The organism is Halomonas sp. I5-271120 (assembly GCF_030553075.1).
GTDB lineage: Bacteria > Pseudomonadota > Gammaproteobacteria > Pseudomonadales > Halomonadaceae > Onishia > Onishia taeanensis_A.
Map to the genome: position 1 here is coordinate 1,915,928 of NZ_CP130701.1, position 20,233 is coordinate 1,936,160.

16 protein-coding genes are annotated in these 20,233 nt (G+C 65.8%); 7 read left to right on the forward strand and 9 right to left on the reverse strand.

The genetic code is table 11. The annotated features are described in order from the left end of the window. The first annotated feature begins 104 nt into the window (after positions 1–104). Together Q2K57_RS08535 and Q2K57_RS08540 are read left to right on the forward strand one after the other, a co-directional pair. Positions 105–923: a UDP-2,3-diacylglucosamine diphosphatase gene (locus tag Q2K57_RS08535; RefSeq protein ID WP_304524846.1), complete on the forward strand. Its 819-nt coding sequence runs from the start codon at positions 105–107 to the stop codon at positions 921–923. A gap of 108 nt (positions 924–1,031) precedes the next feature. Further along, positions 1,032–1,790 (forward strand): AraC family transcriptional regulator, encoded by a 759-nt coding sequence (locus Q2K57_RS08540; protein ID WP_304524847.1) that lies wholly within the window; start codon positions 1,032–1,034, stop codon positions 1,788–1,790. Here Q2K57_RS08540 and Q2K57_RS08545 read toward each other — a convergent pair. After that, entirely contained in the window at positions 1,751–2,692 is a 942-nt protein-coding gene (locus Q2K57_RS08545) for an AEC family transporter (protein ID WP_304524848.1), read from the reverse strand. The two genes, Q2K57_RS08540 and Q2K57_RS08545, sit on opposite strands and share 40 nt — an antisense overlap. A gap of 226 nt (positions 2,693–2,918) precedes the next feature. Here Q2K57_RS08545 and Q2K57_RS08550 point away from each other — a divergent pair, with 226 nt between their 5' ends. Further along, on the forward strand, positions 2,919–3,827 hold the full coding sequence (locus Q2K57_RS08550) for a DMT family transporter (RefSeq protein ID WP_304524849.1): 909 nt from the start codon (positions 2,919–2,921) through the stop codon (positions 3,825–3,827). A 241-nt stretch (positions 3,828–4,068) separates the two neighbouring features. Beyond that, the gene (metF, locus tag Q2K57_RS08555) at positions 4,069–4,911 is read left to right on the forward strand and encodes a methylenetetrahydrofolate reductase [NAD(P)H] (RefSeq protein ID WP_304524850.1); all 843 of its coding nucleotides are present in this window, start codon (positions 4,069–4,071) and stop codon (positions 4,909–4,911) included. A 228-nt stretch (positions 4,912–5,139) separates the two neighbouring features. Here the strand turns inward: metF and Q2K57_RS08560 are convergent, their stop codons facing one another. The 5 genes from Q2K57_RS08560 to prlC form a co-directional block, all read right to left on the reverse strand. Next, complete coding sequence (locus Q2K57_RS08560; RefSeq protein ID WP_304524851.1) at positions 5,140–7,335, reverse strand: TRAP transporter fused permease subunit; 2,196 nt, start codon at positions 7,333–7,335, stop codon at positions 5,140–5,142. An 82-nt stretch (positions 7,336–7,417) separates the two neighbouring features. Continuing rightward, positions 7,418–8,362, reverse strand: a complete 945-nt coding sequence (locus Q2K57_RS08565) for a TAXI family TRAP transporter solute-binding subunit (RefSeq protein ID WP_304526673.1) — start codon at positions 8,360–8,362, stop codon at positions 7,418–7,420. A gap of 374 nt (positions 8,363–8,736) precedes the next feature. Then, positions 8,737–10,470, reverse strand: a complete 1,734-nt coding sequence (locus Q2K57_RS08570; protein WP_304524852.1) for a Na/Pi cotransporter family protein — start codon at positions 10,468–10,470, stop codon at positions 8,737–8,739. Between the two features lie 4 nt (positions 10,471–10,474). After that, positions 10,475–10,717, reverse strand: a complete 243-nt coding sequence (locus Q2K57_RS08575) for a YheV family putative zinc ribbon protein (RefSeq protein WP_112056154.1) — start codon at positions 10,715–10,717, stop codon at positions 10,475–10,477. A gap of 61 nt (positions 10,718–10,778) precedes the next feature. Beyond that, positions 10,779–12,857, reverse strand: coding sequence for an oligopeptidase A (gene prlC, locus Q2K57_RS08580; protein WP_304524853.1), 2,079 nt, complete (start codon positions 12,855–12,857; stop codon positions 10,779–10,781). A gap of 236 nt (positions 12,858–13,093) precedes the next feature. Between prlC and Q2K57_RS08585 the strand changes: the two genes are divergently transcribed. From Q2K57_RS08585 to Q2K57_RS08595, 3 genes are all read left to right on the forward strand, one after another. Continuing rightward, positions 13,094–14,434, forward strand: a complete 1,341-nt coding sequence (locus tag Q2K57_RS08585; RefSeq protein WP_304524854.1) for a sodium-dependent transporter — start codon at positions 13,094–13,096, stop codon at positions 14,432–14,434. Between the two features lie 79 nt (positions 14,435–14,513). Further along, positions 14,514–15,059 (forward strand): gamma carbonic anhydrase family protein, encoded by a 546-nt coding sequence (locus Q2K57_RS08590; RefSeq protein ID WP_304524855.1) that lies wholly within the window; start codon positions 14,514–14,516, stop codon positions 15,057–15,059. Positions 15,060–15,157: 98 nt separating this feature from the next. Further along, entirely contained in the window at positions 15,158–15,829 is a 672-nt protein-coding gene (locus Q2K57_RS08595; protein WP_112056158.1) for a metal-dependent hydrolase, read from the forward strand. Between the two features lie 72 nt (positions 15,830–15,901). Here the strand turns inward: Q2K57_RS08595 and Q2K57_RS08600 are convergent, their stop codons facing one another. Genes Q2K57_RS08600 through Q2K57_RS08610 form a run of 3 tightly spaced genes read right to left on the reverse strand, consistent with a single transcriptional unit; the run spans position 15,902 to position 19,990 of the window. After that, positions 15,902–17,281 carry a sigma-54 dependent transcriptional regulator gene (locus tag Q2K57_RS08600; RefSeq protein ID WP_304524856.1) on the reverse strand — a complete coding sequence of 460 codons (1,380 nt, stop codon included), beginning with the start codon at positions 17,279–17,281 and terminating at the stop codon, positions 15,902–15,904. Further along, the gene (locus Q2K57_RS08605; RefSeq protein ID WP_304524857.1) at positions 17,274–19,220 is read right to left on the reverse strand and encodes an ATP-binding protein; all 1,947 of its coding nucleotides are present in this window, start codon (positions 19,218–19,220) and stop codon (positions 17,274–17,276) included. The genes Q2K57_RS08600 and Q2K57_RS08605 overlap by 8 nt, the downstream gene beginning before the upstream one ends. Beyond that, entirely contained in the window at positions 19,217–19,990 is a 774-nt protein-coding gene (locus Q2K57_RS08610) for a GntR family transcriptional regulator (protein ID WP_112056161.1), read from the reverse strand. Before Q2K57_RS08610 ends, Q2K57_RS08605 begins: the two co-directional genes overlap by 4 nt. Between the last annotated feature and the right edge of the window lie 243 nt (positions 19,991–20,233).

Below are 20,233 nucleotides of genomic sequence, written 5' to 3' on the forward strand. Positions count from 1 at the left end.
TCATATCCAGGCGCTACCGGACTGTCACGGTATCGTCACCGCGGCGCCATGGAGGCGTCATGGCGAGGCCTCATTGTTGAGGGGCGTTCGAAGGAGGCCGCCCCATGACTACCCCGCCGATTGCCTTGACCGACTCCCGTACCCTGTTCATTTCTGACCTGCACATGGGCACGCCGGACTGTCAGGCCGCACTTCTCGATAGCCTGCTGCGCCGGGTGCGCCCCAGAAGGCTCTATCTGGTTGGTGACATCATTGACCTGATCGCCATGCGCAAACGCGCGGTGCTGCCCACCGCCCAACAGCGTCTGGTGGCGCGCGTGCTTCGCCTGGCCCGCGGTGGATGCGAGGTCATCTACATCCCCGGCAACCACGATGCCGCCCTGCGCCAGCTGTGTGGTCTCAAGCTCTACAACGTGCGCATCGAGCGGCGCATGATCCACGTCACGGCCGACAACCGGCGTCTGCTGGTCAGCCACGGTGACGAATTCGATACCCATGTGCGCATGGCGCCCTGGCTGATGGCGCTCGGCGATGGCATGCACCAGTTCGTGCTGTCGCTGAACCGCTGGTGCAATCACGGGCGCCGTCTGCTGGGGATGCCCTACTGGTCGCTGGCCGCTGCCTTGAAAAACCAGGTGGGTGCGGCGCGCCGCTACGTCGAGCAGTTCGAACAGGCGGCCCTGCATCAGGCCGCTCGAGAAGGCCTCGATGGCTATATCGGTGGTCATATCCACAAGGCCGGCTTCGCCACCGGTCCGGGCGTGCTGTACTGCAACGACGGAGATTGGGTCGAGCACTGCACGGCGCTGATGGAAGATGGCGAGGGCCGGCTCAGCCTGATCGACTGGCAAGGGCGGGTGATCGACCTGGAGCCGGCCGTTGAGCCGCGACCCATGGCAGAGGCGTCGTTGGCCGGGGCCTGATCACCCGGCGCTCTCTTCTGGGGCTGTTGCTACTGTCCATCTTGCTCCTGTCCATTGAACAGCCTTGTACGTTGCCGGGGGTGTGCTTCAATGGGGCAGGAGGTTTTCATGACCGTCACCGATCCCCCTGTGTCTCCCCTTATCGCCGTGCGCTCCTATCCGGATCGCGTGCTCAGCGACCGCCATGGCTATCACCAACTGCTGCTCGGGCTCGAAGGCGGGGTCGAGCTGGAAGTGGCCGGCCGTGGCCGCCGCGTCGAGCCCGGGGTGCTGGTGCCGATTCCCGCAGGGGAGACCCATTATTACCTGGCGCCGCGGGACAACCACACCCTGGTGGTCGACCTGCCGCAGGCCTGGTGTGAAACGCTCGCCCTGGGCATTGGGCTCGCGCCCGATGCGCGTCGCCTGCCTCCGGCGCTGATGGCAAGCGCTAGACAACTCGAGGAAGGTGATTCGACGGCCCTGGCCGCCTGGCTGAGCAGTGCGATGAGGGTGCCGGCGCACACGGCCGGCGAGCCGCGACTGCGTTTGCTGCGCCTGCTGCCCGAGATCGAGGCCGATCTGGCCCGGCGCTGGCGGGTCCGGGACTGGGCGGCCCGCTGTCACCTGGCCGAGGCGGCCTTTGCCCGCCAGTTTCATGCCCTGACTGGCCGCTCACCTCATGCCTGGCTGGTCGAGCGCCGCCTCGCCAAGGCCAAGACGCTGATGGCCGAGACCTCCGCCAGTATTACCGAGATCGCCCTGGCCTGCGGCTTTGGCGATACCGCCCACTTCTCACGCACCTTCCGCGAGCGACATGGCCTATCGCCGCGGGGCTGGCGGCAGGCTCAGCCCATCGCCACCAGCGCCAGCAAGCCTTCCAGATAGCGCGGCATCACCAGCGGGGCAATCAGGGTGCTGATCAGCACGGCAAGCGCCGCCTTTTCGGCCCGGCTGCCGAGCTCCATGGCCACCACCACCAGATTGGCGGCCAGCGGCACCACCCCGATCAGCAGCAGCGCCAGGGCCAGTTCCTCGTCGATGCCGATGGTTGCCTGCAGGGTCAGGACGGCACCGAGGCTGACCAGCGGCCAGAGCCCGAAGCGTACCGCCAGCGAGGCGCCGATAAAGCGCAGGTCCAGCTCGCTGAAGCTGACGCGTCCAAGGGTCATGCCGATGATCATCATGCCGAGCAGGGTGTAGGTGGGCGGGAAGACCTCGAATCCCTGCATCAGCGCTGCCGGAAGCGGCAGCGCCAGGCCGCTGACGATCAGCGCGGCGAGGAAGGCGTAAATCAGCGGCAGGCGCAGGATCTTGTGAAGGCTCTCGCGCACCGAGAAGCGCCCGCGGGCGCCGATATAGAAGCCCAGCGTGAATTCGAAGAGGTTCATGCCGAGCAGACAGAACAGATACTGGGTCACGCCATCCGGTGACAGCAGCACCATGGCCACCGGCAACCCAAAGTAGCCGGTGTTGGCGGTGCCGGCGGAGAAGGCCAGCAGCGAGCTTTCCTCGGCGGCGAAGAAGGGGCGGGCGAGTCGGCCGACGATCAGACACATCAGGCTGGCGGTGACGAAAACCCCCAGCGTCAGCAGCAGATAAGCCGGGGTGGGGCCGCCCAGCACCAGGCCGCGAAAGACCGTGACCGGGGCGATCACGTAGATCAGCAGGCTGGCAATCGGGCGTGGGTCGAGGGACAGCTGTCGGGCACAGATCACCCCGAGGCCAACGAAGGCCAGCAGCATCCACAGCGGAGCCAGCAGGGTGGCGCCAAGGTCGAGCTCCGCCATCGGCATCTCCTGATGTAAAACCCTCATCATGCCTGCCAGACGTTCGCCTGTCAGGCGTCTCGAATGGGGGGGCGCCTCACCGCTAAGAGACGCATCGCCTCATGAGTCACGTCCGCGGAAGATTCGGCCGGCGAGGGTCAGGATTCGACAAGTTCTCGGTGCTGGCTTCTGCAAGGCTAGAGGCCTGGTTGTCACCCTTCGTCACCCCGCCTTCAGGAGCGATGCCATGCCCGATGCCACGACCCCCGACACACGCGCCACCGCCATCGGTGCCACTACCGTGCTCAACTGGGCGCTGCTGGCGGCCCTGACCCAACTGGCCGGCCCGGTGCCGCCGTTTCTGCTCACGGCGCTGGCCTTTGCGGTGGCCTTCGTCTGCTTCGCCGTCTGGCTTACCCTGCGCGGCGAATCGCTTACCGTGTCAATGCGGCTGCCGCCGGCCGTCTGGGCACTGGGGGTTGGCGGTCTTTTCGGCTACCACGCCCTCTATTTCGTGGCCCAGCAGAACGCCCCGGCGGCCAATGCCGGCCTGATCAGCTATCTGTGGCCGCTGTTGATCGTGCTGTTCGTGGCGCTGTTACCGGGGGAACGCCTGAAGGCTGTGCATGTGATCGGCGCCCTGATGGGTTTTGCCGGTGCGGCCCTGCTGATCGGCGGCGATGTCTCGGGTGAGGGCTCTGTCCTTGGCTACGGGGCGGCGATCGCCTGTGCCTTCCTGTGGAGCGGCTATTCGGTGCTGTCCCGGGCCGTGCGCCAGGTGCCGACCGCGGCCGTGGGCGGTTTCTGCCTGGTCACCGCGGTGCTCGCCGCGCTTGGCCACCTGCTGTTCGAACCGTCTCGCTGGCCAGAGGGGCTGGGGTGGCTTGGGGTGCTCGGGCTCGGCCTGGGCCCGGTGGGTAGCGCTTTCTTCACCTGGGATCGGGGCGTCAAGCACGGCGACCTGCGCCTGCTGGGGCTGTTGTCCTACTTCACGCCGCTGCTCTCGACCCTGGTGCTGATCGCCTGCGGCTATGCCGAACCGAGCGGCTCGCTGACCCTGGCCGCTGGGCTGATTACCCTTGGTATGCTGATCGGCAGCGGCTGGCTGCGCTGGCCGTGGCGGCGAGGGGCTTCACGAACCCGGGATGCGTCCTGAGTGCGGTGTGTGGGCCTGAGTGTTAGGCCCACAGGTTATGCTTGGCCCGATTCTTATATGAATGAAATCGATACAGAGGGCGTGAAACTTTCATTAGTCGGGGCTTACGGGGGACGTCACAATGAGCGGATCACAAGGTCCGCCGATCATCACCGGGTGCCTACCGCGCCGGGTATGACCGAGGCCATGAACAAAATGACAGGCAGCGTCGCCGTTCAGGCGACCGATGAGGGTTGAGTCCATGAGTGCACACGAGCATCCGCTAGGCATCAGTTTCGAGTTCTTTCCGCCCAATACCGAGGCGGGCAAGGAAAAGCTGCTCGGCGTGCGCGATGCCCTGGCCGCTCGCAACCCGCGCTTCTTCTCGGTGACCTACGGCGCCGGCGGTTCGACTCAGGCCCGCACCACCCAGACCGTCAAGTCGGTGCGCGAGTCCGGCATCAACACCGCGCCGCACCTGTCCTGCATCGGCAGCGACAAGGGCGAACTGCGGGAGCTCTTGGCTCAGTACCGCGAGGATGACATCAATAGCCTGGTGGCGCTGCGCGGCGATTTGCCCTCGGGAATGGGCGGCATCGGCGAGTTGCGCTATGCCAACGAGTTGGTCGAGTTCATCCGTGAGGAAACCGGCAATCACTTCGAGATCGCCGTGGCCGCCTACCCGGAGAGCCATCCTCAGGCACCGAGCTTCGAACGCGATCTCGAGAACTTCGCGCGCAAGGTCAAGGCCGGCGCCAACCTCGCCATCACCCAGTACTTCTTCAACCCGGATGCCTACTTTCACTTCGTCGAGCGGGCACAGAAGCTGGGCGTCGAAACACCGATCATCCCCGGCATCATGCCGATCACCAACTACACCAAGCTGGCGCGCTTTTCGGACGCCTGTGGGGCGGACATACCGCGCTGGATTCGCAAGCAGCTCGAGGCCTACGGCGACGACAGTGAGAGCATCAAGGCCTTCGGCGAGGAAGTGGTTACCCGCCTCTGTGAGCGGCTGCTCGACGGCGGCGCGCCGGGCCTGCACTTCTATACCCTCAACCAGGCCCAGGCCTCACTAAACGTGTTGGATAACCTGAGGGCCTGATGGCGCCCTTGAAGAAGAGTGCTGAACCGGTCGCTTGATAGCACCGTTTAACGCCGACGCAACGCAACGGGGCCCCGCCATTGGCGAGGCCCCGTTGTGTTATCGGTGGAAAGAAACGTAGAAAGAAGCATGGACAGGCTCGTGCTTCAGAACCTGCTCGGGAACCTGAACCGCCCCGCTACCCTGATGGGGAACGGGGCGGTGTCAGGGGCTTGCTCAAGGGCTTGCTCAGGAGCTCGCCGTGGCGCCGTTGCCGCCGGCTCCCTTGCTGCGTTGCATCAGGAAGACGGCGGCGCCGATGGCGATGCCGGCCAGGTCGGTGATCAGGCCGCCATAGATCATGCATACGGCGCCGGCCAGCAGCACCAGACGAATCAGGCCGTTGATGTGGCCGAAGAACCAGGCCTGTACCGAGGCCGCCAGCAGCACGATGCCGAGGGTGGCGGTGACGCCGACCCGCAGGATCTGCATCCATGAGCCTTCCATCAGGATGCCCGGGCTGTAGAAGAACATGAAGGGCACGATGTAGGCGGCCAGACCGATCTTGAACGAGGTCACTGAGGTCTGCATGGCATTGGCGCCGGAAATGCCCGACGCCGCGTAGGAGGCCAGGGCCACCGGCGGAGTGATCGCCGACACGACCGCGAAGTAGAACACGAAGAAGTGCGCGATCAGCGGCTGGATGCCGATGTCGATCAGGCCCGGGGCCACCACCGACGCCGCGACCGCATAGGCCGCCGTGGTCGGCATGCCCATGCCCAGCAGGATCGAGATACACATGGCGAAGAACAGCGCCAGCAGCTGGCTGACGCCGGCCAGGCCGAGCAACAGCGAGGAGAAGCGCGCACCAACGCCGGTCAGCGAGATTACGCCGACGATGATGCCGGCACAGGCGCAGACGGCGATGATCTGGATGGCCATGGTGCTGGCCAGCTCCATCGCCTTGAGGATGGCGCGGATGCCCATCTTGTTCGGCGAAATCCAGCTCACCACGGCGGCCGAAGCGGTGGCCAGAGTGCCGGCACGGATCACCGAATAGCCCATGAACAGTGCGGCGATCAGGATGATGATCGGCGCGAACAGGTAGACCTGCTTGATCAGCTTGGAGAACAGCGGGATCTCGTCCTTGCGCATGCCGCGCATGCCCTTCTGGGCGGCCTCGAAGTCGACCATGAAGTAGACCGAGGCGAAGTACAGGATCGAGGGGATGATCGCGGCAATGGCGATCTCGGTATACGGAATCCCGGTAATCTCGGCCATGATGAAGGCGCCGGCGCCCATGATCGGCGGCATGATCTGGCCGCCGGTCGAGGCCGCGGCCTCGATGGCGCCAGCACTGCGTGCCGGGTAGCCGACCTTCTTCATCAGCGGGATGGTCAGCGAGCCGGTGGAGACCACGTTGCCGGCACTGGTGCCGTTGATCATGCCCATCAGGCCGGAGGCGAAGATCGCCACCTTGGCGGGGCCACCCCGGGCGCGCCCGGCGGCGGCGAAGGCGAAGTTGACGAAGTAATCACCGACCTTAGAGGCCTGCAGGAAGGCGGCGAAGATGATGAATAGGATGATATAGGTCGAGGACACCGCCGTGGTCGGACCAAGGATACCGGCGTCGGTATAGACCTGGCTGAAGAAGCGGCCCACGGAGAGCCCAGGATAGCCGAGAAAACCCGGCAGGTAGGGGCCGGCGAACACATAGGTGAGGAAGATCGCCGCAATGATGACAAGCGCTAGGCCGGCGACGCGGCGGGTCAGCTCGAGAATCAGCAGCGAGCCGGCGATGGCTGCAAAGGAAATGCCCATCGGGGCGAAAGGGGTGCCGGTCGACATGCGCAGCGGCGAGTTGTACATGACCAGTAAATAGCCGGCGCTGGCGATGGCGCAGATCATCAGCACCAGGTCCGGAGCGCTGATTCCGCTGCGGGCGTGGCGAGTGGCCCAGGACAGCAGGATGGCGGCACTGGTGGCCGCAATCAGCGGCAGGCCGAAGTGCCAGGCTTCGACCGCAGGGTCGATGCGCATGGCGCCGCCGGCCATGGTCTGCTGCATCAGCACGACCTGGACCAGCGCATAGACGGCCGGCAGCAGCAGGGCGTAGCCGAGGAACCTGAGGCCACGGTTGCTGGCCGGGGTGGTGTCGTCGGCGAAACGGGCGCCGGCGTAGAGACCGTAGCCAAGCACCAGGGCACCGCAGATGTGCACGATGCGGAACGACCAGGTCTCGAGCGGATAGATGTTCAGCGAGACCAGATGGAAGGTGGAGTAGAGAACGGCTGCAATACCGAACAGCCACCATTGCCAGCCGGTGAACAGGCGACGGTTGGACTCGATGACATCCTCGTCGACGCCTTGGGCGAGGGCCTCGGGGGTGGTATCCGAGGACGTGTTCGCCTCGGATGCCGGGCCCTTAGGTGATGACTTGCTCATGGGAGGTTCACCCTTGAGTGGAAGGTGGAATCCCGGCCCTGGCGACGGGGCCAGAGCCGGGAGGGTGGTGCGTGTCAGCGGATCACTTGATCAGCGACGGATCGATCTCGTAACCGTTTTCCTTGAACCAGCGCGCGGCACCCGGGTGGAACGGCAGCACCTTGTTCATGCCGACGTTTTCCGGAATGGTAGTCGCGGCGCTGCGGTGCACCGACATCATTTTGTCGTTGTTCTCCATGGTGATTTTGGTCGCTTCGTAGACCAGATCTTCCGGCAGGTCACAGCCGGCGATGGCGAAGTTCCACATGGAGACCGCGTTGGCGTCTTCTTCCAGCGTGGAATAGGTGCTGGCCGGGATGGTGAACGGGGATACCGGGAAGGCGGCGGCGGCCTGAGCCTGCTCGTCTTCGGTGAACTCGATGATGTTGACGTCGGTTTGCACCTCGAGCTGGCTGACGGCCGGGATCGGGATGCCGGCGGCGAAGGCGATGACGTCGACCAGGCCGTCCTGCAGCTGGCCACCCAGGTCATTCCAGCCGCCGTTGCGACGCTCGAAGTTCACGCCCAGTTCTTCGAGGATCTGCGGGAAGTAGGTGTCGGAGGTAGAGCCGGCCGGGCCGAAGCCGATGGTCGCACCGTCCGGAATCTCGTCGATCGAGGTGATGCCGGAGCTCGACAGGGTGGCGATCGAGAACGGCGTCTCGTACATCGGGAACATGGCGCAGACGTTGTCCATCTTCAGCCCCGGTGCCAGCGGGCTCTTGCCGTTCACTGCATCCGCGGCCGGGCCCATAGTGGTCAGGCCGAAGGCGATGTCGCCGCTGTGGACCAGCGCCAGGTTCTGGGTCGGGCCGCCGGTGATTTCGCCGCCGCCGGACAGGCCGAGTTGATCGGCGATCAGGTTGGCCCAGCCAGAGCCGTAGACGAAGTAGGTGCCGCCCTGACTGGCGGTGCCCACGGTGAAGTTATCCGGCCATTCGCTGCGGTCGGCCTGAGCGGCGCTGGCCATCATCAGGCCACCCAGCATCACGCCGGAGGCGAGTGCCAGGCGGCGGGCGGTATGACGCTTGTGGGTGAGCGTGGAAGCGGCCTTGGGAGTGTGCTTGATAGCTGACATGCGACGTCCTCTTTTATTGTTGCCTTGTGAGTGATCGTATTGGCGCCCTATTTATAGCAACCGGCATGCCATATATGTAAATGCCTCTTTTATATCAGGTGGTTGTGGATATCATTTTCGACCAAGGTCGATAGCGTTCGAACGCCGAATGTCCGGAAGTCCGCACAAACGCCCGCTTCTTGATGTGTGGATATCCGCACGACTTCATTTCTCTACTTTCATTATTCCTCTTCTTTCTTTTTCCGCGCTCAGGGTGTCGCGCCTTGCACGAGGGACAAGGCGGCTTAGGCGGTGGTGGGCCGCTCAGGCGGGATGTTCGAGGGTGACGGTACCAGTGCTGCCAGCAGACGGCTGGCCTGATGCAGGTCGTTGAGCAGCGAGGAGGCGAGCCAGGCATCCAGCCGATGGCTTCGCAGGCGGTCGGCGAGTTCGTGCTGCCAATGCTGGCGCACTTCCTCCAAGGGTGCCTCTATGTCCCGGGCGTCGGGGTCGTTGGCGAGTCTGTTGAGCCCCTCGGCGACCGCCTGACGGAGAGCGTCGTGGGCCTCACGCAGTGGGCTGGCGACGGCGGCGTGGCGCAGCAGGCTGCGTTGCAGTACCTCACCAAAGCGCACTGCCTCAACCATGCGTACGCTGCGCCCATAGAGTGCCTCGAGCCGGGCCTGCTGGTCCTCGGTGAGGGGCACGTCGATGCGGGCATAGAAGTTCAGAAGCTCCGCCAGCAGCGGTTTGAGTCGCTCGTGATAGCGGGTATTGACCGCCGGCCAGTCATCGGCGGCGATGGGGGCCTGCACCACTTCCTGGGCCGGCGGATGGCCGAGGACCTCGGCGCTTGGGACCAGAATGGCCTCACACAGCACATGGTAGGCGCGACGCTCGAGGCGTCGGCTCTCCTGCTCAAGTGCCGCCAGCGCCGTATCGGCGTGGGTCAGCGCCGTGTCATCCAGGTAGCGGGCCTCGGCCGGCGGCAGGTGGGTGGGTTCGGGGATGAGGCGCTCCAGCAGGCGCGCCAGGCGCGGAATGAACGGCAGCATCAGCAGGATGCCGAGGCCGTTGAACAGGGTGTGGAAAAGCGCCAGCTTGAGCGGCCAGGCGGTCGCTTCCATGCCAATCAACAGCGCTAGCTGGTCGACCAGCCAGGCCAGCGGTAGCAGTAGCGCCAGGGCCACGCAGGCAGTGATCAGGTTGAAGATCAGATGAGCGCCGGCCAGCCGCCTCCCGGCGGCCCCTGCTCCGAGGCCGGCGATCAGCGCCGTCACCGTGGTGCCGATGTTGGCGCCGATGGCAATGGCCAGCGCCGGCAGATAGGGGAGTTGGCCGGACGCCAGGGCGGCGAGGATGATCAGCAGGGTGGCGTGGCTCGACTGCATCACCACTGTGGCCGCCACCCCGAACAGCACGAGCAGTGGCCAGTGCCAGAAACGCGCACCTGACAGGCCGTCCAGCGACAGGCCGCTCTGAACGGACTCGAAGCCGAGCTTCATGAAGTCGATGCCGAGGAACAAAAGGCCCACGCCCAGGGAAAGCCCGGCGAGACCGGCCATGCTGCCCTTGAGCAGCCGGCTGCCGAGCAGGCCGAGGGCCAGCAGCGGCATGGCGTAGTGGGAGAGGCTTAGCTTGAGGCCGAAGGCGGCGATCAGCCAGGCGCCGGTAGTGGTGCCCAGGTTGGCGCCGAACAGCAGGGCGATGGCGCCGGGTAGGGCGATCAGGCCGGCGCCAACGAAGGACATCGCCAGCAGGGTCACCAGCGAACTTGATTGCACCAGCGCGGTGGACAGGGTGCCCATCGCGATGGCTCGGGGCGTGCTGGCAGTGGCCTCTGCCAGCCAGCGGTCCAGGGTGCCGCCAGAGAGCCGCTTGATGGCCTCTTCCAGGTGCGTCATGCCCCACAGGAAGAGCCCCAGACCAGCCGCCAGGGTGGCGAGGTCGAGGCGTGCCATCAGCAGCGCGGCGGTCGCCACGAGGCCGAGCAACTCCAGCACCCGGCGAGGCGGGTGCAGGCGAAGGCCCAGACTCATGGGCTCAGCCCTTGGGGTCGAGGATCTTGACCGCCTGCACGTCCTGGCGCTCCTGCTCCTCGCGGACCCGGTTGACCCGCGTCTCCATCTCGGGGAGCGACTCGTCCTCGATGGGCAGCTGTTCGAAGAAGTCGCAGCTCACGCAGTCACGGTAGCGAATGCCGTGCTGCTCCCAGCTGCGCACCCGGTCCATGGCGGCGCAGCGGGGGCAGATGACGCCGGCGATAAAGCGTTTGGTGACGGGCATGAGATCTCCTGGTCGGTGGTTGGGCCTGGTCAGTGGTGGGTGATGCGCTCGGATTCGACGCTCAGGCCGCGCGGATGCCGCTATGGCGAAGCAATGGCTCGATGCTTGGCTCGCGGCCGCGGAAGGATTCGAACAGCACCGCAGCATCCCGGGAGCCGCCGCGCTCGAGAATCTCGGTGCGAAAGCGCCGACCGGTGGCCGGGTCGAAGATACCGGCTTCCTCGAAGGCGCTCCAGGCATCGGCGGACAGCACCTCGGCCCACTTGTAACTGTAGTAGCCTGCCGCATAGCCGCCGGCGAAGATGTGGCCGAAGCTGTTCTGAAAGCGGTTGAAGGAGGCTCTTGGCACTACCGCGATGGCGTCGCGCACCTCGTCGAGCAACGCCTGAACGTCGCCGGCGCTGGGCGAGGCGAGTTCATGGTGAAGGCGGAAGTCGAACAGCGAGAATTCGATCTGGCGGATCATGCCCATCGCCGACTGGAAATTCTTGGCGGCGATGAGCTTGTCGAACAGCACCTCGGGCAACGGCTCGCCGGTATCCACGTGGCCGGCGATCAGATCGAGCCCCTCGCGCTCCCAGCAGAAGTTCTCCATGAACTGACTGGGCAGCTCCACCGCGTCCCAGGCCACGCCGTTAATGCCGGAGATATCGGCAACGGTCTGGCGGGTCAGCATGTGGTGCAGGCCGTGGCCGAATTCGTGGAACAGGGTGGTGACCTCGTCGTGGGTCAGCAACGCGGGCTTGTCGCCCACCGGGCGGGTGAAGTTGCAGGTCAGGTAGGCCACCGGCAACTGCACACCGCGCTCGGTCTGGCGCCGTACCCGGCACTCGTCCATCCAGGCGCCGCCGCGTTTGCCTTCACGGGCATAGAGGTCCAGATAGAAGCCGGCGATTGGCGCATCGTCCTCGAGAATACGGAAGTAGCGCACGTCCGGATGGTAACGCGGTGCCTCTTCATCTTCCTCGAAGCGCACGCCGTAGAGCCGCTCGACCACCTTGAACAGGCCTTCGACCACTTGGGGAGCCGGGAAGTAGGGGCGCAGCTGCTCGTCGGAGATCGCGTAGCGAGCCTCGCGCAGCTTCTCGCTGGCATAGCCCACGTCCCAGGGCGCCAGCTCGGTCATGGCAAGCGACTCGCGGGCGAAGGCCTCGAGCTCGGCATACTCCTCGCGGGCCTGGGGCACCGCGCGAGTGGCCAGGTCCTCGAGGAAGCCGATCACCTGACCGGGGCCATCGGCCATCTTGGTAGCCAGCGAGTAGTCGGCATAGGTCGCGAAGCCCAATAGCTCGGCCAGCTCGCGGCGCAGGGCCAGGGTCTCTTCCATCGCCGGGGCGTTGTCGAATTCGCCGGCATTGGGGCCCACGTCGGAAGCACGGGTGACGAAGGCAGTGTAGACCTCCTCGCGCAGGGCGCGGTCCTCGGCGTAAGTCATCACCGGGAAGAAGCTCGGGAAGTCCAGGGTGATGCGATAGCCCTCGACGCCCTTGGCCTCGGCGTTGGCCTTGAGGGTATCCAAAGCGCTCTGGGGCAGGCCGGCCAGGGCGTCAGCCTCGGTGACGTCCTGCTCTGCAATGTCCTTGTGCCAGGCCTGGGTGGCATCCAGCAGCTGGTTCGAGAAGGTGTTGGCCAACTCGGAAAGCCGCGCCTGAATCTCGCCATAGCGGCGCTTCTGCGCCTCGGGCAGATCGACACCGGCCAGGCGGAAATCGCGCAGGGTGTTGTCGATGCTGCGCTGCTGCGACTCGTCGAGGCGGCTGAACGCCGATGACTGCCTGAGCGCCTGGAAGGCGCGGAACAGGCCCGAGTGCTGGCCGAGCCAGGTGCTGTATTCGGACAGCATGCCGAGGCAAGCCTGATAGGCCTCGCGCAGGGCCGGCGAGTTCATGGTGCCGTTCAGGTGCGAGATCGGCGACCAGGCCTGGGAAAGACGGTCGTTGAGGGCCTCGAGCGGTGCGGCGAGTCTCTCCCAGGTCGGCGTCTCGCGCTCGGCATCGGCCACCAGGGTCTCAATGGCGGCGCGGTTGTCGGCGAGCAGCTCCTCGATGGCCGGTACCACCTGGTCGGGCTCGATCTCGGCAAACGGCGGCAGGGCATGTGAATCGAGCAGCGGGTGGCGGGCCTGCGGGTTGCGGGACATGGGCAGCCTCGTGAACAGGGGCGTCTTGGACGCCCGGGTGAAATCCGGGTGACGCCGGGGCGTCATTCGCTTGATTGTTCCCTTAGATGGAGGCGGGCGCCAGGGGTTTCAATGCGCCGGCCGGGCGTCATGACAGGGTCTGGCGTTGGCTGGCCCGATTGGCCCGCCGTGGCGGGCCTGCTAGGCTTGCGCCTTCTTTGCCCCTTGCGATGCGCGCAGCTTAAGGAATTGATCAGATGAACGAGACACTGGACCGCTGGACGACCCGGCGCGCCTTCATCCTCGCCGTGACCGGCGCCGCGGTGGGCCTGGGCAACATCTGGCGCTTCCCCTACATGACCGGCGAGAACGGCGGCTCTGCCTTCCTGCTGCTCTACGTGGCCTTCGTGCTGCTGCTGGGGCTGCCGGTGATGATGGCCGAGATCCTGGTCGGTCGCGCCGGTCGGCGCAGCCCGACGCAGTCGCTTTCGCACCTGGCGATGTCTGCCGGCCGCTCGCCGCACTGGCGCTGGCTGGGGCTTTTTGGGGCCCTGACGGTGTTCCTGATCCTGTCCTTTTACTCGGTGGTGTCCGGCTGGTCGATCGAGTACCTGGTCGAGTCGCTCAACGGTGACTTCGTCGGCATGACGCCTCCCGAGGTCGGCGGCATGTTCGATAGCTTTCTCGCCGATCCGCTGCGCATGACCTTCAATCATACGCTGTTCATGCTGCTGACCATGACGGTGGTCGCCGGCGGGGTCTCCAACGGCCTGGAGAAGCTCAACAACCTGCTGATGCCGATGCTTTACCTGCTGCTGATCGTGCTGGCGGGCTATGCGGCCACCACCGATGGCTTCGGCCCGGCGCTGGCCTGGCTGTTCACGCCCAACCCCGCCGCGATCACCATCGAGGTGGTGCTCAACGCCATGGGGCACGCCTTCTTCACCCTGGCGGTGGGCGCCTGCGCGCTGATGGCCTATGGCGCCTACATGCCCGATCATCAGAGCCTGCCGCGGGCCGCGTTTGCCGTGGCGGCGCTCGACGTGCTGGTGGCGCTACTGGCCGGTATCGCCATCTTCTCGGTAGTGTTCTCTCAGGGCATGGACCCGGCCGAGGGCCCGGGGCTGATGTTCGTGACCCTGCCGATCGCCTTCGCCGAGCTGCCCGGCGGTTCGATCTGGCTGGCGATCTTCTTCCTGTTGCTGCTGCTGGCCACCTGGACGTCCTCGATCAACCTCGCCGAGCCCATGGTGGCTGGCTTGCAGGGGCTGGGGCTGAAGCGTGGCCAGGCGGCTGCCATCGTTGGCGTGGCGGTGTGGGCGTTGGGCCTGTTGTCGGTGCTGTCCTTCTCGACCATGAAGGACGTCGACTGGATCGGCGGCATGAACTTCTTCGAGCTGGTCACCACCGTGCCCACCGACCTCTTCCTGCCGGTAGGCGGCCTTTTGATCGCCATCTTCGCCGCCTGGGTGATGTCTCGCGATACCGCCTTGCGGGCGCTGGATGCCGGGCCCAACGGGTTTCGCATCTGGCAGGCCCTGGTGCGCTACGTATCGATCCCGCTGGTGGTGGTGGTGCTGGCCTCGGGGCTGATCTAAACCTCAGGAAGCGGTTTTATACGTCGCCGGCGGGTGTGACCCACCGGCCAAGCGAGAGACGACGAAGGAGGAGAGGCGCATGCAAGACGGTCTGCGAACCCATCAGGGCCACACGCCGCAGCTTGGCGAGCGGGTCTATATCGATCCTGCCTGCGTGGTACTGGGCGACGTCGAACTGGGCGATGACTGCTCGGTTTGGCCGATGGCGGTGGTGCGCGGCGACATGCACCGCATCCGCATTGGCGCCCGCTGCAGCGTTCAGGACGGTAGCGTGCTGCATATCACACACGCCAGTGACTTCAATCCCGGCGGCTACCCGCTGACCGTCGGTGACGACGTGACCATCGGCCATAAGGCAATCCTGCACGGCTGCACGCTTGGCAACCGCGTGCTGGTGGGCATGGGCGCCATCGTCATGGACGGTGCCGTGGTCGAGGACGAGGTGATCATCGCCGCCGGTGCCCTTGTGACGCCCGGCAAGCATCTGGAAAGCGGCCACGTCTATGGCGGCAGTCCGGCCAAGGCGTTGCGCCCGCTCAAGGACAGCGAGCGAGCCTTCTTTGCCTATAGCGCCGGCAACTACGTCAAGCTCAAGGACCAGTACCTGAGCCAGACAGCGGGCTAAGCGCCGACGTTGGCACAGTCAGACTAATCCAAGTCGTTGTTTTTTCATGCCAGGGCGCGCGATAATCTGGTTTTCTATCCAGTAGTCGAGTCCCCGGCATGGCCAATTTCGCAACCCACATCGGCGTGGCCGCCGCCGGCGGCGGCCTGGCTGCCATCAGCGGCTGGCAGGCCGGCTGGTGGAGTGCGGCCGATGCGGTGCCGCTGGCCGCCCTGGTGTCCTTCGGCGGCATCCTCCCGGACATCGATTCCGACCATTCCAAGGCGATCCGCCTGATCTTTAACCTCTTCGCGGTGTTTGCGGTGATCGCAGGCGCCCTGATGCTGCAGGCGCGCCTCACCCCGGGGCAGCTGGTGGTGGCCTGCGGTGGGCTCTATCTTGGCGTGCGCTACCTGGCCGGGGCGGTCTTCAAGCGCTTCACCGTGCACCGGGGCATATGGCATTCGCTGCTGGCCAGCGGCCTTTGTGCGCTGATCACCACGGCGCTGAGCTACCGGCTGTTTGCCCAGAACGCCGAGATCGCCTGGCTACAGGGGCTGGCGCTGTGGCTCGGTAGCGTGATCCACCTGCTGCTCGACGAGCTCTACAGCGTTGATCTGATGGGCGGGCGACTCAAGCGCTCCTTCGGTACGGCGCTCAAGCTCTGCGACCTGCGCGAGCCCGGTAACTCGGTGCTGATGCTGCTGTTGGCCGCTTGCCTTTCGCCCTGGCTGCCGCCCTGGCCGGTGCTGCTGGGCATCTTTCATCACGGCGCCTGGTTCTTGCGATAAGTTCTTGCGCTGAGTTCTTGTCTGAAAGCTGGTCGCAGGCTCTGGCGCTGAACGACGGATGTTCGGGTGCCGCTAGTCGGCGACGGCCTGGCGATAGTCCTCGGGTTTCAGGGCGTACTTCTTGAGCTTGTCATAGAGGGTCTTGCGGGGCAGGCCGAGGTGCACGCAGATGTCATTGATGCGCCCGCGGTGGCTGGCCAGCGACTGGCTGATCAGGCTCTTCTCGAACAGTTCCACCTGCTGGGGCAGCGCCAGGTCGCTGGTGCCCACCTCGGCCCCTTCGAGCAGCGCATCCAACCGGTAGTCGTAGGCGGCACCGAGCAGCACGAAGCGCTCGGCGAGATTTCGGAGTTCGCGCACGTTGCCCGGCCAGTCGTGGGCGAGCAGCACCGAGATATCGGCGGCGGCGAGCGGCGGTGCCTCGAGGCCGCTGCGGTTGGCGGCGACCACCGCGAAGTGCTGGAACAGCAGCGGGATATCCTCGCGGCGCTCGCGCAAGGAGGGAATCGGCAGGGTCACCACGTTGAGCCGGTAGTAGAGATCCTCGCGGAAGCGTCCGGCCTCGGCGGCGGCCTTCAGGTCGACCTTGGTGGCGGCGATCACGCGGATGTTCAGCGCTACCGGCTCGTTGGCGCCCAGGCGCTCGACCATCCGCTCCTGCAGCACTCTCAATAGCTTGACCTGCAGCGCCAGCGGCATCGACTCGATCTCGTCGAGGAACACGGTGCCGCCGTTGGCGTGTTCGAACTTGCCGATACGCCGCTCCATGGCGCCGGTGAAGGCGCCCTTCTCGTGGCCGAACAACTCCGATTCGATGATGCTTTCGGGGATCGCGCCGCAGTTGATGGCGACGAAGGGCTGGCCGCCGCGGCTGCTGCGCTCGTGCAGCGAACGGGCCACCAGGTCCTTGCCGACGCCGGTCTCGCCGAACAGCAGCACGTCGGTTTCGACCTGGCTGATGCGCTGAACCATCGAGGCCAGGTGCTGCATGGCCTGGGTGCGCCCCACCAGGCGTGGTCCGGGGGCCGACTGCTGGGCTTCCAGTTCGGCCTTGAGCTGACGGTTCTCGAGGCTCAGGCGGCGCTTCTCTATGCCGCGCCTGACCATCTCCACCAGCCGCTCACCCGCAAAAGGCTTCTCGAGGAAGTCCCAGGCGCCTTCGCGCATGGCTTCCACGGCGGTGGAGATGTCGCCGTGGCCGGTGACCAGGATTACCGGCAGGTCCGGGTCCCGCTTTCGCACCTCACGCAGCAGTGCCATGCCGTCCATGCCGGGCATGCGGATATCGCTGACCACTACGCCGGGAAAGTCAGGCGCCAGGGCGGCGAGTGCCGCCTCTGCGCTGGCGAAGGCTTCGGGCGTATAGCCGGCGAGCTCGAGGGTCTGGCCGGCGGTGATGCGCAGGTGCGCCTCGTCGTCGATGATCAGCACCGGGGTCGCCGTGTCAGGCATGGGAGGGAGGCTCCTGAAGGGATGAAGTGTCGCGTCGGGGCGCCGTATCGGCGGGCAGAGTGACGGTGAAGATGGCGCCGCCCTGTGGCTGGTTGCCGACCGTCAGCCGCCCGCCCAGGTCGTCGATGATTCTCGATGAGATCGACAGCCCCAGGCCCAGGCCGCTGCCTGGTGACTTGGTGGTGAAGAAGGGTTCGAATACCCGGGCCAGATGTGCCGCTTCGATACCCGGGCCGTTATCGGCGACGCTCAGGCGTACCTTGTCGTCGATCGGCTCGATGGCCAGCGTCAGGCGCGGCGCCGGGGTCTCGCTCATGGCCTGCAGGGCATTGCCGATCAGGTTGACGAGTACCTGCTCGAGGCGCACCAAGTCGGCCCGCACCCAGGTCTCCGCCTCGGGCCAGGCGTAGATGACCTCGACCCCGGCCTCGTTGAGGCGGGCCTGGTAGAGGCGCAGCGCATAGCCGAAGCAGGCCGGCACCGAGACCGCGGTCAGGGTGTCGCCGCTTGGCCGCGAGAACTGCTTGAGCTGGGCGCTGATCTCGGCCATGCGCTCGGTCAGCTCGACGATCTGAGCCAGGTTGGCATCGGTGGTGTCGGCGCGCCCCTGCTCGAGGAAACGGCGGGCGTTCTCGGCGTAGGCACGGACCGCCGCCAGGGGCTGGTTGAGCTCGTGATTGATGCCGGCGGCCAGTTGGCCGAGCACCGCCAGCTTGGCCGCCTGCACCAGCTCATCGCGGGTCTGGCGCAGGCTTTGTTCTGCGCGGCGGCGTTCCTCGATCTCGTCGGAGAGTCGGCGGTTGGAGTCGACCAGGTCGCGGGTGCGGCGCTCGACGTTGCGTTCCAGCTCGTCACGGGCTCTGGCCAGGGTGCGCCGCTCGCGGTCGGCAAACTGCTCGCGTTCGCGACGCAGCCGACGGCGCTGCCAGCCGTAGCCGCCGGCCATGGCGACCATGCCGTAGAGGCCGCCAGCCAGCAGGGCGGCCTGCCATTGAGCGGTCTGCACCGGCGTCAGCGGCTTCAGGATATGCATCTGCCAGTCGAATTCGGGCATCTCGCGGCGCAGCCGCAGATAGGGCGTGCCGGCCAGCGGCCCTTGGCGGAAACTCACTATCTGGCCGCCGTCCGGGCGCCGCTCGAGGGTCTCGAGGCCCGCCGGTGGCAGCGGCGCGGCGGCGTAGCGGCGCGAGTCGCGCAGCGCCTGGCGCTGTGCCTGGGAGAGGGGATGCAGGGCATGCAGGCGCAGCTCCTCGCGACTGGCCATGAAGATGATGCCGTCACGGTCGGTGACCATCAGTTCGGCACTCTGCGATGCCCAGGCGGCTTCCACGCTGTCCAGCAGCAGCTTGACCACCATCACGCCGTCCGCGGTTTGGGCCTCGTGATTGGCCAGCCAGATCGGCGCCGAAAAGTAGTAGCCGCGGGCTTTCGAACTGGTGCCCAGGCCATGGAAACGGCCCAGGCGCCCGGCCACGGCGTCCTGATAGTAGTCGCGGAAGCGGTAGTTCTGGCCGATGAAGGTGTCGGGACGCTGCCAGTTGCTGGCGGCCAGGGTATCGCCCTGGCGGTTGAGCAGGTAGATGTCCGAGACATCGGCGGTCTCACGCACGCTGTCCAGCAGGCGATTGACCGGCATCGCTTCCAGCTTGTCGGGGGTGGCCAGGAAACGGTGCACCACCTCGCGGGAGGCCAGCATTTCGGCAAGGTAATCGTGGCGCGAAAGATGGCCGCGCAGGCCTTCTGCGGAGAGGCGCAGTTCGTTGTGGGCCTCGTCGGTGAGGCTTGAAAGCGCCTGCTCCCGGGCCAGTCGAGCGGCTTGCCAGGTCACCAGCACCAGGCCGGCGGCGATCACGACCAGCAGCGTCAGGCGCCAGGGGCGCGAGAGGCGAGTGGAGTGCGCGACGCTTGAGGTGGCGCTGGCGGGCGGGCGCTGGCTCATGGCGCCCGCTCGGGAATGGCCTGGGCTCGGCGCAGGGCCCGCTGGGCGCGGGTCTCGGCGCGTTCGACCTCGAGCAGCCCCTCTTCGACGAACACCAGGTGTTCATGGGCCCGGAGCCGTGCGTCTTCGGCGCGGCCCTCGAGGATGGCATCGAGCAGGGCCCGGTGCTGCTCCATCAGCAGCGGTCGTGAGTCGGGCTTCTCGAACAGGTGCGCTAGGTTGTCGACGATGCTCTTCTCCAGCATGTCGAAGACGCCGCGGATGGTGTGCAGGATCAAGACGTTGTGCGCCGATTCGGCGATCGCCAGGTGGAAGGCGGCATCGGCCTTGGCCTCGCGCACCGGGTCGCGGCCCTCGAAGCTTGTCTTGAGTTCCTCGAAGCGGCGCACCAGCAACTCCTTGTCGGCCGGCGTCGAGCGCAGCGCGGCATAGTAGGCCGAGAGGCCCTCCATGGCATCGCGAAATTCCAGCAGGTCGAGGTGGAATTCGCCGTGGCGAGACAGCATTTCCAGCAGCGGGTCTTTGTAGCGGTTGTTGAGTTCCTCGGTAACGAAGGTGCCACCGCCCTGGCGGCTGGTCAGCAGGCCGCGCGCGGCGAGCTTCTGGATCGCCTCGCGCAGTGAGGGTCGCGAGACGCCGAAACGTTCGGCCAGTTCGCGTTCGGGGGGCAGGCGCTGGCCAGGGTTAAGGCTGCCTTCTATGATCATGGCCTCAAGGCGTTCGGTGATCACGTCGGCGATGCGAGGTTGGCGGACGGTCTGATAGGCCATGGGCACACCATCATCAAGGGTGAGTTAAATTGGTAAGACCAATAATAGGTCATTGTCAGCGATCCTGACAAGTTTGCCTGTCGTCCAGTAAAGGCTGTTTTTCAATGGCTTACAAAGAGCTTTCTGGCGCCGAGACCAAAGTATAAGCGGGATGGCTGGCTTGAGGTTTGACACCGATTGCAGGGCGCTTCTAGAGTTCGCTTCACGCTATTTGTAAATTGGTTTTACCAATTAGCCGATAAG